The following is a 16,230-nucleotide window of genomic DNA, read 5'->3' as shown; positions in this document are numbered from 1 at the left end:
GCAGCGCAGAGATCGACCGCCCCGACGGCGTAACCCTCTCCTTCCAGGTCAGCGTGAACAAGGTCGAGCCACTGAAGGCCGTCGCGGCTTGCAACCTGCTCGCCAAACACGACGCCAGGGCGGCACTGCGCGATGAGACGAAACCACACGGGCCAGAGATGCCGCTCGTCCGCGAATCCGAGTCCGCGTCCGGCCGCGCTGAATGGCTGGCACGGACAACTGCCGGTCCAGACCGGACGACCGTCCGGCCAGCCGGCGAGACGAAGTGCGTACGACCACGTCCCGATGCCGGCGAAGAAGTGGCACTGATCATAGCGGGCAAGTTCCTGCGGCGTGACATCTCGGATATCCCTTTCATCGACGTCGCCAGGCGCGATCAGACGCTCGGCGATCAGATTGCGCAGCCACTGCGCCGCGTACGGATCGCGCTCGTTGTACCAGGCGCTCATGGTTGGTCATCGGCAGGACCCGGCCGTGAAAGACGCTCGCGCTGCAACGGGTCATAGGCAGGATTCAGTTCGCACCCGACGAAATGGCGCCCGAGGTCCACTGCCACCTCCGCCGTCGTGCCACTACCCATGAACGGGTCGAGCACTACATCGCCGGGCCGGCTACCGGCCAACACACAACGTCGCGCGATCTCAGGCGGCATCACCGCGAAATGCGCGCCACGGTATCCGGCCGACGCGACAAACCAGACGTCGCGCATCATCACGGGTTGCATCGCCGCCTGCGGGTCTGCGGCCCATCGTTCGTTGAACCCGGCGTGCCGGCGCGAATGCCCGCGCTGTTTGTCGGCAACCACTTCCCTGCGGTCGTCACGGGTGGTCCAGTGCTGCCCGCTACGGCTCCCGCCGACGGCACGCATCGGGCGCGATGCGCGCGTGCCACCGTTTGCCCGATGGCTGCCAGCCTGCGCCTGCACGTCCTGGGCAAGGCGTAGGAGCGTCGATTCTCGCGGTGGCGTGCGGATCGCATCGAAGTCGCTGTAATACCGCGCACGGCGGGATAGCAGGAACACGTACTCGTACGAAGAGGTCGGTCGATCCGACTGGCTGCCCGGCATGCCGTTGGGCTTCGCCCAGACGATCGCCGAGCGCAGATACCACCCGTCGTCTCGCAGCGCAAAGGCAAGCATCCACGGAATGCCGATCAGATCTTTGGCCTTCAGGCCAGGCGGAACCGCACTGGCGCGACCCGCGATACCCTGAGCCGGACCATGCTTGCGACCGCCGGGCGTGCTGGAGACCTGCCAGGAACGGTTAGCCGCATAGCTGTCGCCAATTGACAGCCAGACCGTACCATCGTCGGCGAGCAACGCGCGGACATGCCGGAAGACATCTACCATCCGGGTCACATATTCGCGCGGCGTGCGTTCGAGCCCGAGCTCGTAATGCCGCGCGGGCGCATCCTCAGGCAAATATGACCGCAGTCCGTAGTATGGGGGACTTGTCACCACCGTCTGCACGCGGATTCCGTCCGCCGCCATGCGTGCCATCAGCATGCGGCAGTCGCCGAAGTGACAGGCATCGATCCAGCACGCGCCGTTCATCGCGCCACCTCGTCGTCGGCAGGACATGCAATCTTCCAGGTGAAACGTGCCCACACCTCGCCTGCATCGGAACGAATGTCGACGTGCGTCGTATTCCGGAATGCGCCGTCATGCCAGACCCGTACGCGCCAGCCACGAAAGTGAACCGCATACACCCCGTACTGGATCGCGGCCATACGGGCGACGCCCTCGCGCACCAGCGCCCGCAACATCCTGAGTTCCTGCGCGTCCGGCCAGACCGGCCACGCCACGTTCGTGTGCTCCACGTCATCCTCCTGCGGGTAGCCGCGCACGCAGCGTTTAGCTGCCGTGTGCGCAATGACAACGAATTGCCACGTGGACTACCGCGTCGAGGCACTGGATGCGCGACGCGACCGCCGGCCAGCAGACTGGCCCGATGCGTTCGCCTCTTCGCGTGTTGCATCGCCCTGTGAAGGATCGGATTCCGGGGGGTGGGCGTTTTCGGCGGAATCGTCGTCCTGGTTGCCCGATGCATCACCATCCTGGGACTGCTCGCCAGTCTCCCGGGGTTGACGCGCCCGGTACACCACCTGATCGATGCGTACGAGGTTCAGCGAGATGGATTCCGCGTCGATGTGGGCACCGGCATCGGCCTCATTCTCGCGGTTGACCCACGGGCTCACATAGAAGTCGCCACGCACGACGACACTGGCACCAGTGCGAATATGCTGCAGTACACGCTCGGTGAGACGTTCGTTCCAGATTGTCACGTCGACGGGAAAGGTGCGCCCATCGCGCTGTTCCAGCGTGCCATCGTCGAGGCGCCGATAGCTCGCAGACATGACGCGCAATTCGACGATGCGTCGCGCACCGCCAGCGGTGTTAACCTGTTTCATCGTCGGCGATGCGAGTACGTTGCCGACCAGTTCTGCGTAGATGCCCATTGCGGACTCCGTTCATCAAGGGTGGCCCTAGTGAATCGAACGCGCTGTCCACTGCCTGCTATTGTCAACGGCTGCTCTGCGTCAGCCTGAACGTCCTGCCGCTATTCCATCGGCGAATGTCGCCGTACGGGTCAGGTGTCGTCCATCCTGCGAACCTTGACGGTGCCGTGCTCCAGATACATTGCGAGCTGGCTGGCCGCATAACGGAACACTGATTCGAGCGCATTGAGTTCTTTCGCGCGCGAATGGCACTGCTGCAGGTAAGCTTGCAACGGTGCCGGTATCCGGCTGAAACAGGACTGCACCTGCGAGTACGGCACCGCGTGCGGCTCGCCTCGCATGAACCAGTCGAGACGATGACGCGTCGCGCCGCTCGCGAGCGCTACGCGCACGCAGCGCAGCGACACATCGAGCCCCGCGGTCGCGCTCTCCTGCGCGAGCGCATCCATCGCGGTCACCGTCTCGTCGAGCCAGTGTTCGTACGAGCGCAGCAGCACACGGAAGCCGGATCGCCCGGCCACGCGCGAGACGTCTAGCGTGGGCAATGCGGGCAGCTCGACCAGAGGCTCCCCCTTACCCTTAAAGGCCTTTGAACGTCGATCCAGATGGGAAGGCCGGTCTGTCATTGCCGCAGTCCTCCTGTCATTGCACCAGGGTATCTGCCGCAGCTTTCGCGTCGGCACCGTCACCGTCACCGGACAGCGGCACGCTGTCGAGCAGGCGCAGCTCCGCTTCCGACAGCCGGCTGACACGCCGGCGGCTGTGGCGGGGTTCGCGCCCGCCAGTGAAGATATCCCGGGGCATCGCACCGAGCAGTGCCCGCGCGGCTTCGACCCGCCGGGTTGCGGCAGCATCCGCATTAGGCAGGAAATCGACGCGCGAAAGCGGCAGCAGCTCGGGGCGCGTGAGCACGCGCTGGCAGTGCACTGCGAAATGGAACACCGACAGGCACCGGTGTTTCGCGGAGCCGATCCGCCGCACGCCTTCACTGGAGGCCATCAGGTCCCGCAGCACGGCCGACCGCACGAGCCGCACGAGCCAGTCGATCTCGACCAGCAGCATCACGATCATGTAGCCATAGGGGGAGCCAAACCCCAGCGACACCTCGGCGGGCTCGCGCGACTGCAACACCGCGAAATCGAGCCCCTTCTCGCGCGCGGCATCCAGCAGTTGCCGTGCGTGCTGCTGCTCCAGCTCGTTGGCGCGCCGGATGCCGGTGATCCGTTCGGCAATCTCGACGAGCTTCCAGTCGGCATAGGGATTGTCGTTGCCCGAGAGAGACCAGAGCGCGCGCAGCGCCGCCGCCACGCGCCGCCCGCCTGCCATGGCATGACCGGACTCACCCGGAGCGACGGCGCGCCCCAGGAACAGGCGCATCGCATCGCGCGTATGCAGCCGCATCCGGTCGCCGCCCTCGCTCGTGAGCTGACCGATCCGGTTGATCTCGCTGGCCTCGTGTGGCCTCACAAGGGGATCGCCACCTTGACGCAGCGCATGCACCTGCTGCTGGTGATCGAGCGACTCTTCGCGTTCGAGAAAGAGCTGGTAGCGCCCGAAGAGCGGATCGGCCGGGTCGGGGTCATCCGAAGCGATCAGATGGGCGAGCGCGGCGCGCTCGGATTCCAGGTCGTAGCCATCAGCAAAGGGCGACGACGGTGAACGGGCAAAGGCGTCAACGGACGGATCGACTGACGGGTCGACGCCGGCTGGCTGCGTGTCCATAAACAGACTCCTCATGAGCAGAATCAGAATCGACGGAAAGGGTTCGCCACCGGGCTGTTACCCCGGGTAACAGACACTCATGCCGAACGGGAATCGCGAATTGCCCAACGACTGTTACCCGGGGTAACAGCGTCAATTGCCGGGCTGCGCGGAGAACGATGGGGCGATGCGTGCGCCTTGCACATCCCGGCCGCAAACCAGCTTTCGCACGATCGGCGGATAAAGGCCGCGACTGCGGAGTGTTACCCGGGGTAACAGGAGCACTGGAGGCTGTTCGCGACAGTCGCGAAAGACACACGTCACGCATGGCCGGCTCCAGCCTGCGTGAACCGCCCCTGCTTCAGCCCGGCGCGGATGGCGGCAAGGTGCAGTCGCGCCGTCTCGGGCGTCGAGGCATGTGGCCGTCCAGGCCCGCTCCCGGAACTGTCATGGTCGAAGCCGGCAGTCACCGCGCCCTCATCTGCGCGTGCACGCTCCCGCGCGGCGCGTTCGAGATGGGCCCGCGCCGGCACGAAGTCGCCTGCGAGACAGCGACGTGCAAGCCCGGCAACGTACGCCACCGGCGACTGCACAGGTCGGTGCCGGTGGCAGGCAGCCATTTCGTCGAGCAGCACCTGACGGTCCCGGAGAGGAACGCGTTCAAGGTGTGCTGCAACCAGCGGGCGCTCCGCCGCGTGCAGCATGGCGGGCCAAACGAGGCCGTCGCCGCTGCCATCGCCGGCACCGACCCCGGCATATCGCTCCATCCCTACAACGACCGGACATGCACTGCGGCTCCCCATAGCAGAGCCGGTGGTTGTCGTAGTCGAATATGTAATCCTGGTATACGCGCGCGCGTTGGAACCGTACGTTTGTCGCCATCGGTAACGCATCAAACTCTCCGACGGTAACGGCATTCCCGATTCATAACCCGGTTGGAGACTTCCAGTTGGCGGGTTTCGAAACGCGACGACGGGGCCGACGCCAGGCATGTGCACCGCCTCCGACGGGCTGTTACCCGGGGTAACAGCGATGAGTGCCTCCGCGCCTGGCATCGCGCTCTCTTCGCGTCTACTGCCCGCGATCAGCGCCTTGCGGGTTGCGAGCCGGTCACGAACATCGATGCGGGAGACCAGCCGCTCGAGCTGGTACCGCAACTCCGTCGCGTTGATCTGCGTGAACACCCGTTTGCCGGTGTTAGGGCGCGTCAGCTCGCGAATCAGGCCCTGCCGGACCAGCCGGCGCCGGGCATTCTCCTGCTGCACGCGGTTCAGCCCGAGCGAGCGTTGCCATTCCAGCCCGCTCTGTGTGAACCACGTAGCCTGCTGGTCTGCTTCCCGACGCTGAAGCTGCACCATACGCGAGAGCAGCAGCGCGGCGTTGACGTTCCCGACGAGATCGACGAAGACCCGCCGGAAGGCCACCGTCGGCCCGAGCAGTTCCTGCATCGCCCCCTCGTCCGTACGGATCGCCTCGATCGATGCGGGCAGTGGTCCAACCATCCGGCAACTGGTCCGCACCGCCATCGACATCGCCTGGACATCCAGGCGGTAATGCAGGCACGCCGGGCGCCCGCCCCGCCATTCCATGACCAGGTTCCTCTCGCGCAGACGGCGCCGCGCATTCTCCTGCTCCTCGCGCGAGAGCCCCGTTTCGGCGAACCAGTGTTCCCGGGTCTTGTGGACCCAGCCTCCGTTGCTACCGACGTCGCGCCCACGGCGCGTCCAGTAGACGAGCTGCGAGAGCAGCATGGCATCTTTCGGATGGCCCGTGATACGCGCAAGACGTGTCCCGAACGCAATGGGCCGGTACGGCTTGAGAGCAAACCACAGGTCCTCGAAGTCCTCCAGATAGGGCGGCGATCCCTGCATCATGGCTGCACTCCTTCCGGCCGCCGTGGCGGCCATGCGATGTGCGCCGTGCGCTCGGCGGCCTTCTGCCGCAACTGGGCCATGATCGCCGGCCAGAGCAGACGGTACTCATCTGCAGGCCCGGGCCCTGTTCTCCGGTGTCCAATCAGGCCCTTCACGCGCAGTATGCGACGGGCAGCCCGCTGTTGCTGCCCGGACAGCGCGAGACGTCGCTCCAGTTCCCCGGGCGTGACCGTCAGCCACTGGTCGCGACGGCCAGTCTCGCTCTCGATCGTCGACAGCTCGGTCAATACCGCTGCTGCCGGCATGTCCCCACAGATCTCAACGAAGCAGCGGTCGATGGTGACGGGCATGTCGAGCATCGACAGCATCAGTTCCGTTTCCGCGGGTGGCGGTCCGGGCGGATCATCCCAGCTTTTGCCCGGCAACAGGTTGCCCTCCGGGTCGAGGCGCATGTCATACATGATGAGACTCCCTTGAGTTCGGGGAAGGATGGATGCGGACTGGTAAGGTCGCGTCCGGGTTTGTCGCGCTGTCCAGTGCAGCAAAGAGCGAGGCAAGCGACCACGTGCCGCCGCACTCGCGATGCAACGCCAGATAACGCTCACGGACATCGGCGATGTCCCGCAGGCTGTGCCAGCGCGACAACAAAGTGTCCGTCTCGCGGGCTGCCGGTACGCGCGGTTTGGCAGGTGCAGGTACATTCATCTGCGTGCGCAGGCGGGAGATGGAGGACCGCGTCGCGGTGCGAAAGAACCGCCGGATCATCGGAGCACTCGCCTGTGCCCTGACAAACGCATGGAGCAGGCGCTCGTCATGCCACTGTCGGGTAATCAGTTCGCAGCGTCGCTGCAGAACATCAAGATCGACCAGCACGCGTAACGCGCCTGAACCAACCAGCGCATCGATCAGTGTCCCGGCACGTGCATCGGCGAGGACATGCTGCACGGCCAGGGGAAGACCTGTTTGTTCGTCGCTCCGCACACCATCCGATGTTTCACATGAAACTTCGGAATCCATATCAGTACAGTGAAATCCATTGCCGTCCATGCGTGACAGCCGGATCAGTTCCAGCAGCACGATGTGCCCGATCGCTGTGCCCGGTACCGGGAAGAAGCCCGGCCTCACGATTCCTCTCCACGCAGTAGCCGCTCGACCGCATCGAGTTCGTTCCAGCGCGGCGGGCGGAAGCGCTCGGGACAGGCAACCCGGTAGGCGCGCGCAGCGTGCATGAGCCCCGACCACCACAGGCCAATGGGTCTGTCGGGATTGAGCATGGCAGCAAACATCACGTCCATGCGGTCTGCTAGCAGAGGCTCGCCAACACAGGCATCACAGATTCGTGCCCAGTAGTCTTCATCGCGCGCCATGCGTGCGTAAACACTTTGCTTCGGTACGTGATCGAGGCCGGATGCCGTGTTCTGTCGCGACAGGCTGACCAGCCACCACCAGCCGAGATACCGGTCCAGCCCGTCGATTCCGACACGCGCCTGATCATCGAGCGACGCTTGCGCAGGTTCGGGTGCCGGTGGTTCGACCATGAAACCATAAGGCAGGCCCGGCGCTTCGCGTACACATCCTTCGAGCCCGCACATGCTCGCGAACTCGTTCAGGGCGTTGCGAAATGCCAAAGCGGCCACATCGGCGCCCGCCGACGAAACAGCCGGCAAGGACAACGACCGGCCGCCAGATCCGCTGACCAAGGGTTCATCGTTCAGCGAAGCACGCTGCTCACTGTCCTGAACAACGGCACGCGGCTCAACTGGAATGCGCGGCGAGAGCACGGGTCCCGGCTTCGCATCTGCGGGCGGCAGCTGTTGGGTCGACCGCTCCGTTTCGCCTTTCATCTCGCCAGCTTCAATTGCATGCTGTTCGCCGGCTCTCCGCAACTGGTCCGCGTCCACGTCGGGGGTATGCTCCAGGAGATGGCTCATGCGGTCCAGTCCTTTCATGGAAACTCCCAGCGCATTCGCGCAGCGTGACCGAAGGCTGGCAACGAGATTCCCGGCGTCCAGCGACGTGGCAGGGCGATCCTGAGGCGTCTCAGGCATAAAACCAGCTGCCACGCGCGACAGTTCCGGATCAATCACATGATGCTGGAGCCAGGCATCATCGAATCCCAGGCGGCGCACGATCCGTATCAGCGCGCCCATGCCGGGCTGGATCACGTCGACGAGCCCACGCCGGCTCAGGTATTCCGTAGCGGGGCCCAGTGCGGAAAGTCGATCGACGGCAAACTGGAACAGGGAAAGCAGAACGTGACTGACGGGGGCGCCCTCATCCTCTAGCAGTCGCGAAAACTCGCGCAGCGACAGCGCCGCACCCCGCTCCTTTTCCATATCGGCCTTGAGCTCGAGATAACCGTTCGCCTTGTCCCAGAAACACAGGTCTGCGCGCTGGTCGTTCTCGCGCAGGTGAGCGGCGAGCAGTCTGGCCTCTCCGGGATACGCAACGTAGACAAAATCGTAGTAGAGGAACCTCTCGTCGCCAGTCTCGTCGTAGAGCGCCGTTGCCGCCGTCACGCGCGAATTGCCGCCCTTCGCGACGACGTACAGCGTCTCACCCGGACGACGCGTCACGGTCACGATCTGCTCGATGCCATTTGCGCGAATCGACTCCTTCAGTTCAATGATGCGCTCATGGGAAACCCGCCGCGGGTTGCGTTCATAGACCATCACCTCCGTGATTTTCAGACGGATGACCGAAGCAAGTTCCGGTTCGCGTGTCAGGGGTCCGGGCGCGGGAACGTCCAGCCGTCGCGCAGCCGCGAGTTTCCGTGCCGGACCGACCGCAGCACCTGACGCGCTCATGCGACTGCCCCTCGCCGGCGGTTCGGCAGTTCCCCCGCAATGTCGACGCCATCCGCCATCGGTCCTGGAGAGCCCGCATAGACATTCGCCAGCGACGGGAACAGTTCCCAGGTCAGGCGATGCATGACGTTCCAGGCAGAATTGCTGAACCGCCGGCGACGGTCGAAATCATGAACGGGCACGCGCGCCGTCGCCGCTGCAGCATACGCAGCAGCCGAGGGCACAACCGTGTCCAGCACCCTGACTCTCCGATGGTCCGAGAAGCGCTCCCTCAGCACGCTCGCCAGCACCCTGGCATTGACGGTCCGCTCATGCGCATTGATCAGCGCGAGCAGATCGCCCGATCGGAATGTTTCACCGAAATCACTCAGCCGGTTCAGCTCATCGAGCATGGCGAGCGTGCCGGTGGCGAACTCGCCCGCACTCAGCGCGTCCGGCTTCACCGGAGACACCATGAAGTCAGCCGCCATTGCGGCGGACTTCTGCAGCTCACCCACGGCTCCTTGTGTATCGATCAGCACAACGTCATAAGTTTCCAGGAGCGGACTTCGTATCGCGCGGCGCATGATCATCAGCCGATCCTCCCGGCGGTTGAGCCATGACTGAAGTTCGGCGTCCGGCGTGTCCGAGTAAACGAGATCGAGATTCGAAAAGATGGTCCGGCTGATGCAGTCGGCAGAGGGACTGCCGCCCGAGGTAATGACAGCACTCAGGCCACGTGGTGAACGGTAATGGACGGGAAAGAACTTGCTTAGACTCGGCTGGACATCTGCATCGATCGCGAGAACCTTCATGCCGAAGGCTGCGAGCAGGCCGCCCAGATTGGCGGCGACGGTCGTCTTACCGACGCCGCCCTTGGTGGAAACGAAGGAGATGACAACCGGCACGGTATAGATTCCAGTGCAACATCATGACGTGAACTCAGGATTCGCGTGTTGAAGTACAGCGTGATACGGAAATGTCCGGCAGAGGTGCCCCGTCCACCAGCGACGTTTCATCGGCATCGGACCGCGTCATCTGCGACGCAATCCACCTCTCGAATTCGTCGACCGGGAAAAGGCGCCGCCGTCCGATGCGGATTGATGGAGGCATCGGTTGCCTGAGCGTGAGCCGGTTGCGCACGGTAGCTGGCGCGATGTGCAACTCGCGTGCGATCTCCTCCAGCGTATAGAAGCGCGTCACCGTCAATGCCTCCTGGCAGTACATCAGATGCACAACCTGTCCATTGCTTACGTTGCTGTTCCAGGCACGTCCAGACTTGTCCATTACTCAATGGTGCCTATAATCAAGGCACGGATTCACTCTAGAAACGCAGGGCAGACATGTCAAGCGCCGTTGATCCAGTTGACTACCATCGACGCCTCGCGCACGTGCGCGAATACCTCGAACTGTCGCAGGAAAAGATGGCCACCCGTCTCGGTACATCACTGCGTGCCTACGCGAATTACGAGCGGGGTGAGCGCGCCATTCCTATCGACGTTATGCGTGCCCTGTTTGACAAGTGCGCAGTGGATCCGGTCTGGCTGCTTACTGGCGAAGGCGGCATGATCCTCGATCGTGACGTTCGATTCCGCCTTGATCCGCGGACACTGGAGGCCGTCGTCGCGACCGTGGAACAGATCGAGAAAAAGCTCGGATCATCGCTTTCAACAAAAAAGAAGGCACGGCTCATCGGGCTCCTGTATGAGCAATGTCAGCTTCTCGGCGAGAATGCCGGCGACATCCTCAGCAATGCGCGGGTCGACCGTCTGGTCCGGTCGTCACGTTGACGTGAGCGGCGCGCAAAAATGTTAAACACGGGTTACTTACCCTATTTAGGCGCTAATCTTCAGACGTGGTGGTTGTATCGAACACGCGGTGTCTTGTGCCACACCGCAGATGCCGACTTGGGGAGAATCATGAGCCGTCTGGACGAGGTGCGAAAGGAAATCGAACAGCTTTGCGAAGAAATTGAGCAAGACGCTCTGCGTTCGCGCCAATCTCCTTCCGCCGGCGACAAAGCCACTGCTGCACCACCCGTCTGTATCGACGTAATCCTGTCGAGAGACGTACCGTGTGTTCGTCTCAATATCGCACTTCAACAAACCGAGGATAACGAACGCCACTAATGTGCCTGCCTCAACTCTGCGCGCAAGCTCTCTCAAAGAAAAGAGATTCGACCTCGACAATCTCGTGACTCGTTCCGTAACACATCGAGGCCTGTGCAACGATCCGCCAGTTCCCCCGACCCACAGCCGCGTCGCAGAGTGCCAGACGATCTCGGGGCTGGATTCAATACCGGCCGAACCACAGCGCCAGGCGACGCGTCGATGCGCGTCTGTTCACAGATTTCTAGCCCTCGTGAATCGATCGGGCGTCGCCAAAGGTCGGCCTGACGTTTGTTGTTTGCACGCATCCCTCCTGATCGCACCAAATCGCCCTGAGGACCACTTTGCAGGCAATGACCCATCCTGCATTGCGATTTCAATTCTTGAACATCGTGCAAATTTCATGAACGCACGACATCAGCGCCTCCTTGTTTTCTAAGATGAAAATCCGTCTGCTGCCAGCGGTGTGCGTCAAGCGACGACCGTTGTTGCCGCAACTATCTAGATCAACGTTTCAGACGGAGGCCGCACATGACGAATCGTGCCATTGTCCGGGACCAGGATCTCATTCGCTCGGCGTTCCAGAACTGGAACGCCGTACATGAAGAGATGACCGCCCCCAACGCATTGCGTGTGGTCGCAGACATCACGTTCGACTGGCTCAGCATCGCAGGCGCGATGCTGCTCTTCCATCGTGCCGGATGGTATTCGGCACCGGCGGTGATCGCGTGGATCGGCAACCGGCAACGTGCGCTAGGCAATCTCCTGCACGATGCCGCTCACCGTAACCTCGCGACCTCGCGTCAGCTCAATGATGCATTGGGCCGGCTCCTCATCGCGCCGCCGCTACTTAACAGCCTGGCCATTTACCGTGAATCTCATGCTCACCATCACGCATGGCTCGGTGACCCGCAAGCCGACCCGGACTACATTCACGTCGGTCCAGCGCCCGGTGACGGCTGGTGGAGGCCATATATGACGGTACTGGTTACGCCACGCACATGGGCAGCCTCGATCTTCGGACACCTTCATTCTCCGAAGGCGCCGCTTGCGCGAAAGGCCCGCATCGTCACCTGGTGGATCGCCGTGCTGGGTGCCGTGACCCTTCTCGCGGGGATTCACGTTGCGGCAGCATTCATCAGCCTGTGGATACTGGCCAGGGCGACCACGTTCCATCTGATTACCACGTTCCGCGAGTTCTGCGATCACTTTGGCAGACAACCAGGCGGGATCTTCAACTATACACGCGACATCTCGGCGCGCAGTATCTGGCGCCGGATCATCCACCCGCGCAACAACGGATATCATCTCACCCATCATCTGATGCCCTCGGTGCCGTACCATCGTCTGCCCAAGGCGCAGCGAAGACTGTTCGAGGCGCCGTGCTTTTCCGGAACCGCGAAGGTGTGCGATTCTTACTTTGCCGGTCCCGACGCTGTGATACGCGAATGGGAACTTCGGCGGGGAGAACCGGTGTGATCGATCAACGCCCAGGCGCCGTTCGCGTCGCGGCGCTGCTCGTATCGGCAAGCTGTGGAATCGCATTCCTGCTCGGTTCCGGTGAGACGGCCGTTCACTCCGGTATGGCAGGCAGCCTTTATGCGATCGTGACGGCATTGGGCATGTTCGCGCTCGGCGTCATCGCGAGAAAGCTCTGGCATATCGGCGTACCAATCTGGGAGGCCCTCGGAAACCAGTACGGCCCAGTTGTCCGCAAAGCTGTCGCGCTTCTTTCGCTTGTATGGATGTCCGGTGTACTCGCAGCGCAAATCCATGGCAGCGTCGCGGTACTCTCGACTGCAGGACTCCTGACATGCCCAGCAGTGCTAGTCACCGCCGTTGTCTTGCTGGCGGTCTCCTCTGTTAATCTTGGCGTCGCTGCCTGGATTTTCACGGCATGCCTGCTCTGCAGCAATCTGGCGCTGCTGCGTGCTCTCGTCATATCGGACGGCTTGTCGGTCTACATCCATGCGTGGCCATCGTTCATCCACGAAGTACAGACTGGCCCTCCGATTGAAACAGTCGCCACCGTTATCGCCATTGGATTCCTGGTCATCACCGGATCCGACTATCAGCAGTTTGTCATTTCGGCACGTCGTCCGGCAGATGCGTGGCTTGGCTGCATCCTCGCAGGCATCTTTCTCGGCGTTGTCGGATTTCTGCCCGCCGCGACCGTCGTAGCGGCATTGCATAGCGGAGGACTAGCTGGCCTGACTGACTACGCTGGCGCAATTCCCTGGATCATGCTCCGCGCGGGAGGACGTGTCGGCGCACTATGTCTCGGCGTGATCGTGCTGGCGGCACTCGGATCGGGCGCGGCTCTGACACGTGCGATGACAAGTGCCCTGGCGGATCTGCACCCCGTCATCGATCGGCACGCCATCATCTCGCGGTTTCTCATCGTGGCGACCTGCTCTGTCATCGCCGTGGACGGCCGGTCAATTATCTCAACCATCATCTCCCTGAACACGATCTATATATCCGCAGTCGCACTCCTGTTTATTCTTGATCAGACAGAATACCGGGTCACACCGCAGTGCGCATGCGCAACGATGCTTTCGGGCACCGCATCAGCCGTGATCACTGCAATGCTGCCCTGGGCCCACATCGCCGACGTGCCAGCCTGGACTCCACTCGCGGCAGGGCTACTCGCGTCGTCCCTGCCGCCGCTAGCGCGGTATGTCACGTCCAGTCGGCATGGCGTCCGGCCCTAGGCGATGCCTCAGGTACTTTCGCCGGAGGTCGGGATCTCCTGGACAAGGGTACGGCGTGCGTGAGCCATCACCATTGCCGTGATCTTCGCAAGCGGTTCGGGCTCCGATTCCCAGTGGTGCCAGTAAAGCTCGAGTAGAAGGCTGTGCCCTGGCGTAAGATCCACGAGCGCACCCGATTCCAGCAGCGATTCAATCTGCATCTCTGGCACCAGCCCATAACCGAGCCCGTTCAGGATCGCGTTGAGCAATGCCACTGGTGACGGGAAATAATGCTTCCGGTACCGGCCTACGTCTACCTCAAAAAAGGTGGACAGAAATTTATCGTGGATCGCATCCTTGCGATCAAACAGTATTGCTGGAGCGTCCAGTACGGTTGGCAGCGTCATGCCCTTCGGCAGATGGGTCGCAACGAATTCAGGAGTGGCGACACAGCGGTAGCGCATTCCACCAGCGTAATCGGCTTCGAATCCGGTACGCGGCTCTCGCTGGGTAGAGATACAGCCTTTGACGTCACCGCGCACCAATGCGGTTACCGTGTGGTCCTGATCGTCGGCGATAATTTCCAGTCCGATGTGCTGCGCAGCAAGTTGCCACGAAACCGGCTCAAACCACGTTGCAAGCGAGTCTGCATTGACGGCGACAGCAATATTGACTGGCGGAAACCTACCCGGCTTGATCACCTGGAACGCTTCCTCCTCGAGCAGGCGCACTGCCATGATATAGCGGAGAATCGCTTCGCCGGCCTGAGTCGGAATAATAGCTGGTTCGCGTAGTAACAGCGTCGCTCCGATTGCGTTTTCCAGGCTCTTGACCCGTTGGGACACCGCACCGGGGGAGATGTGGAGTATCGACGCCGCCTTTCTGAAATTGTGGCACTCCAGTACTGCGGCAAATGTTTCCAGTTGCTGCCGATCGAGCATGCCGGGGCTCCTTCAAAACCTTCAATCTCGAGAGCCCATATGCCCGTCTTTGGCCTCTGAGCGTTAGCAGCAGACGACCGCTGCACTCCACTTCCTGACGCTCCAGCCAGGTCGAACCAGCCTGAAAGGGCTCATCTGACTGCGCGGCCAAGCGAACTATCATGAGCTTCACTCATTTATCTGATGATAGTACGAGAGCGATCAGGATTGGGACGGGGCAAAGAATTTTTTCTTAAAAGCAATTGATACAGTCGTAGCTTGGGATGGGTGCTTTTGCATCCATGCATTCAATAGCTTCACGTGCGAGCCGTTGGTATGCACGACATGCCGCAGTTGGGCTGCGCGCCCGATTAACTTGCCAAATTGGCTGGTAAATGTTTGGCCGGCTCAAGATCCAGCCGTTGATTTCGCGTGATCGCATGTCGCGCCAGCGCCCTCGCAGCTACCGGAAAGTCGTGGTGTTGTTTGCACTGGCATTCAGAAGGAGGTATGCGCTCTCCGGGCCGGATCAGAGAGACAGTCCTTCCGCGGCGTTCGCGAACGAAATGTACCGCTCCAGATGATGGTCCTGATCACCAAGCTGATGATCGATCATCACTAGGCGCTTTGCGCAGTGCGATAACGGTAGTTCCCACGTCATTCCGATGCCGCCGTGCAGCTGGATCGACTCTTCGGCTACCCGTGCGCCGGTGCGCCCGACTGTGTATTTGGCTGCAGAAAGCCCGCGCTCGCGTTCGATTCGCGGCGCCATGATCATCGCTGCCGCGTTGATAACCGCCGAACGAGCCTGCTCGATCTCAAGCAGCACGTCGGCCATGCGGTGCTGCAGCGCCTGAAAGCTGCCGATGGGTGCACCAAACTGCCTGCGTGTACGGAGATATTCAAGCGTGTAGTCGCGCGTGACGTCCATTGCTCCCACGGCCTCCGCTGCGAGCGCGAGCACCCCGTATCCAGTCGCATGCTCAAGGGTCGGAAATCCGCGGCCCTCCTCACCGACGAGCGCATCCATGCTTATCTGCACATTCTCGAACGTGACATCGGCCGCCCGGCCGCCGTCTATCAAAGGATATCCGCGCACATGGACACCAGGCGCGTCACGGGGTACCAGGAAGAGCGAGATGCCTGCCTCGTCGAAGCTCTTGCCGCTGGTACGCGCGGACACGAGCAGTACATCGGCGTGCTCCGCGTGATGCACGACGCCCTTCGCTCCGTTCAGCACCCAGCCGTTATCGCGCTTTTCAGCGCGCGTCATCACGTGCGACACCTCGTAATGTGAGCCCGGCTCATCGTGCGCGAATGCGGCGAACTGTGAGCCATCGATAAGCGTCGCGATTTGCGCCCGCTGCGCGGCGCTGCCCTGCTGCGAGAGCGCCCGTCCGACGATCAGCGTATCGAGGAAAGGTTCAACCACGAGCCCGCGCCCGAGCGATTCGAACACGACGGCAATATCGAAACCATGGCCACCAAATCCTCCATCCGCTTCGTCAAACAGTGCGCCGATCACGCCAAGTTCCGCAAATTGCAGCCACAGGTCGCGGCTCAGGCCTTTTTCGGACCGCGCAATACGGTCTCGCACCGTGAAGCCGTACTGTTCCGCGATGAAGCGATTCAGCGTATCGACAAGCATCCGGCGGTCTTCAGTGTGCTGGAAGTCCATACGACGTTTTTCC

At 62.2% G+C, this 16,230-nt stretch carries 17 protein-coding genes and 1 pseudogene; 4 read left to right on the top strand and 14 right to left on the bottom strand.

Features of this window, described 5'->3' with window-relative positions; genetic code table 11:
* Positions 1–5 precede the first annotated feature (5 nt).
* The 12 genes and pseudogenes from P9292_RS33485 to P9292_RS33430 form a co-directional block, all read right to left on the bottom strand.
* Positions 6–449 (bottom strand): annotated as a pseudogene (locus P9292_RS33485) (DNA cytosine methyltransferase); the annotation flags it as partial.
* Positions 446–1,552, bottom strand: coding sequence for a site-specific DNA-methyltransferase (locus tag P9292_RS33480; protein WP_309963399.1), 1,107 nt, complete (start codon positions 1,550–1,552; stop codon positions 446–448). The gene P9292_RS33480 and the pseudogene P9292_RS33485, both read right to left, overlap by 4 nt.
* Positions 1,549–1,818, bottom strand: coding sequence for a hypothetical protein (locus P9292_RS33475; RefSeq protein WP_309963398.1), 270 nt, complete (start codon positions 1,816–1,818; stop codon positions 1,549–1,551). The genes P9292_RS33480 and P9292_RS33475 overlap by 4 nt, the downstream gene beginning before the upstream one ends.
* Before the next feature lie 75 nt (positions 1,819–1,893).
* Positions 1,894–2,457, bottom strand: a complete 564-nt coding sequence (locus P9292_RS33470) for a single-stranded DNA-binding protein (RefSeq protein WP_309963396.1) — start codon at positions 2,455–2,457, stop codon at positions 1,894–1,896.
* A 131-nt stretch (positions 2,458–2,588) separates the two neighbouring features.
* On the bottom strand, positions 2,589–3,002 hold the full coding sequence (locus P9292_RS33465) for a hypothetical protein (protein ID WP_309963394.1): 414 nt from the start codon (positions 3,000–3,002) through the stop codon (positions 2,589–2,591).
* Positions 3,003–3,099: 97 nt separating this feature from the next.
* Positions 3,100–4,179, bottom strand: a complete 1,080-nt coding sequence (locus tag P9292_RS33460; protein WP_309963392.1) for a PFL_4669 family integrating conjugative element protein — start codon at positions 4,177–4,179, stop codon at positions 3,100–3,102.
* 299 nt (positions 4,180–4,478) lie between these two features.
* Entirely contained in the window at positions 4,479–6,032 is a 1,554-nt protein-coding gene (locus P9292_RS33455; protein ID WP_309963390.1) for a hypothetical protein, read from the bottom strand.
* Positions 6,029–6,493 (bottom strand): hypothetical protein, encoded by a 465-nt coding sequence (locus tag P9292_RS33450; protein ID WP_309963388.1) that lies wholly within the window; start codon positions 6,491–6,493, stop codon positions 6,029–6,031. Before P9292_RS33450 ends, P9292_RS33455 begins: the two co-directional genes overlap by 4 nt.
* A complete protein-coding gene (locus P9292_RS33445; RefSeq protein WP_309963386.1) occupies positions 6,486–7,157 on the bottom strand; it encodes a hypothetical protein in 672 nt (223 codons plus the stop codon). Before P9292_RS33445 ends, P9292_RS33450 begins: the two co-directional genes overlap by 8 nt.
* Positions 7,154–8,839, bottom strand: coding sequence for a chromosome partitioning protein ParB (locus P9292_RS33440; RefSeq protein ID WP_309963384.1), 1,686 nt, complete (start codon positions 8,837–8,839; stop codon positions 7,154–7,156). The genes P9292_RS33445 and P9292_RS33440 overlap by 4 nt, the downstream gene beginning before the upstream one ends.
* The gene (locus P9292_RS33435; protein WP_309963382.1) at positions 8,836–9,726 is read right to left on the bottom strand and encodes a ParA family protein; all 891 of its coding nucleotides are present in this window, start codon (positions 9,724–9,726) and stop codon (positions 8,836–8,838) included. Before P9292_RS33435 ends, P9292_RS33440 begins: the two co-directional genes overlap by 4 nt.
* Positions 9,727–9,760: 34 nt before the next feature.
* Positions 9,761–10,105: a helix-turn-helix domain-containing protein gene (locus tag P9292_RS33430; protein WP_309963380.1), complete on the bottom strand. Its 345-nt coding sequence runs from the start codon at positions 10,103–10,105 to the stop codon at positions 9,761–9,763.
* A 56-nt stretch (positions 10,106–10,161) separates the two neighbouring features.
* On the opposite strand from P9292_RS33430, the gene P9292_RS33425 reads away from it, so the two are divergent.
* The 4 genes from P9292_RS33425 to P9292_RS33410 all read left to right on the top strand — a co-directional run bounded on the left by P9292_RS33425 (position 10,162) and on the right by P9292_RS33410 (position 13,640).
* Positions 10,162–10,608: a helix-turn-helix transcriptional regulator gene (locus P9292_RS33425; RefSeq protein WP_309963378.1), complete on the top strand. Its 447-nt coding sequence runs from the start codon at positions 10,162–10,164 to the stop codon at positions 10,606–10,608.
* A gap of 129 nt (positions 10,609–10,737) precedes the next feature.
* Positions 10,738–10,947: a hypothetical protein gene (locus tag P9292_RS33420; RefSeq protein ID WP_309963377.1), complete on the top strand. Its 210-nt coding sequence runs from the start codon at positions 10,738–10,740 to the stop codon at positions 10,945–10,947.
* A gap of 510 nt (positions 10,948–11,457) precedes the next feature.
* The gene (locus P9292_RS33415) at positions 11,458–12,405 is read left to right on the top strand and encodes a fatty acid desaturase family protein (RefSeq protein WP_309963375.1); all 948 of its coding nucleotides are present in this window, start codon (positions 11,458–11,460) and stop codon (positions 12,403–12,405) included.
* Positions 12,402–13,640, top strand: a complete 1,239-nt coding sequence (locus tag P9292_RS33410) for a sodium:solute symporter (protein ID WP_309963373.1) — start codon at positions 12,402–12,404, stop codon at positions 13,638–13,640. The genes P9292_RS33415 and P9292_RS33410 overlap by 4 nt, the downstream gene beginning before the upstream one ends.
* A gap of 8 nt (positions 13,641–13,648) precedes the next feature.
* Here the strand turns inward: P9292_RS33410 and P9292_RS33405 are convergent, their stop codons facing one another.
* Complete coding sequence (locus tag P9292_RS33405; RefSeq protein ID WP_309963371.1) at positions 13,649–14,560, bottom strand: HTH-type transcriptional regulator ArgP; 912 nt, start codon at positions 14,558–14,560, stop codon at positions 13,649–13,651.
* A gap of 508 nt (positions 14,561–15,068) precedes the next feature.
* Positions 15,069–16,217 (bottom strand): acyl-CoA dehydrogenase family protein, encoded by a 1,149-nt coding sequence (locus tag P9292_RS33400; protein WP_309963369.1) that lies wholly within the window; start codon positions 16,215–16,217, stop codon positions 15,069–15,071.
* Positions 16,218–16,230 lie beyond the last annotated feature (13 nt).

This window comes from Caballeronia sp. LZ001 (assembly GCF_031450875.1).
Taxonomy (GTDB): Bacteria; Pseudomonadota; Gammaproteobacteria; order Burkholderiales; family Burkholderiaceae; genus Caballeronia.
Note: the sequence above shows the minus strand (reverse complement) of the source record. Positions and strands in the feature narration are given on the sequence as shown.

Coding starts and splice junctions, on each gene's coding strand:
- P9292_RS33480 (WP_309963399.1), bottom strand. CDS start 1,552: ATGAACGGCGCGTGCTGGATCGATGCCTGTCACTTCGGCGACTGCCGC.
- P9292_RS33470 (WP_309963396.1), bottom strand. CDS start 2,457: ATGGGCATCTACGCAGAACTGGTCGGCAACGTACTCGCATCGCCGACG.
- P9292_RS33460 (WP_309963392.1), bottom strand. CDS start 4,179: ATGGACACGCAGCCAGCCGGCGTCGACCCGTCAGTCGATCCGTCCGTT.
- P9292_RS33455 (WP_309963390.1), bottom strand. CDS start 6,032: ATGATGCAGGGATCGCCGCCCTATCTGGAGGACTTCGAGGACCTGTGG.
- P9292_RS33450 (WP_309963388.1), bottom strand. CDS start 6,493: ATGTATGACATGCGCCTCGACCCGGAGGGCAACCTGTTGCCGGGCAAA.
- P9292_RS33440 (WP_309963384.1), bottom strand. CDS start 8,839: ATGAGCGCGTCAGGTGCTGCGGTCGGTCCGGCACGGAAACTCGCGGCT.
- P9292_RS33430 (WP_309963380.1), bottom strand. CDS start 10,105: ATGGACAAGTCTGGACGTGCCTGGAACAGCAACGTAAGCAATGGACAG.
- P9292_RS33425 (WP_309963378.1), top strand. CDS start 10,162: ATGTCAAGCGCCGTTGATCCAGTTGACTACCATCGACGCCTCGCGCAC.
- P9292_RS33420 (WP_309963377.1), top strand. CDS start 10,738: ATGAGCCGTCTGGACGAGGTGCGAAAGGAAATCGAACAGCTTTGCGAA.
- P9292_RS33415 (WP_309963375.1), top strand. CDS start 11,458: ATGACGAATCGTGCCATTGTCCGGGACCAGGATCTCATTCGCTCGGCG.
- P9292_RS33405 (WP_309963371.1), bottom strand. CDS start 14,560: ATGCTCGATCGGCAGCAACTGGAAACATTTGCCGCAGTACTGGAGTGC.
- P9292_RS33400 (WP_309963369.1), bottom strand. CDS start 16,217: ATGGACTTCCAGCACACTGAAGACCGCCGGATGCTTGTCGATACGCTG.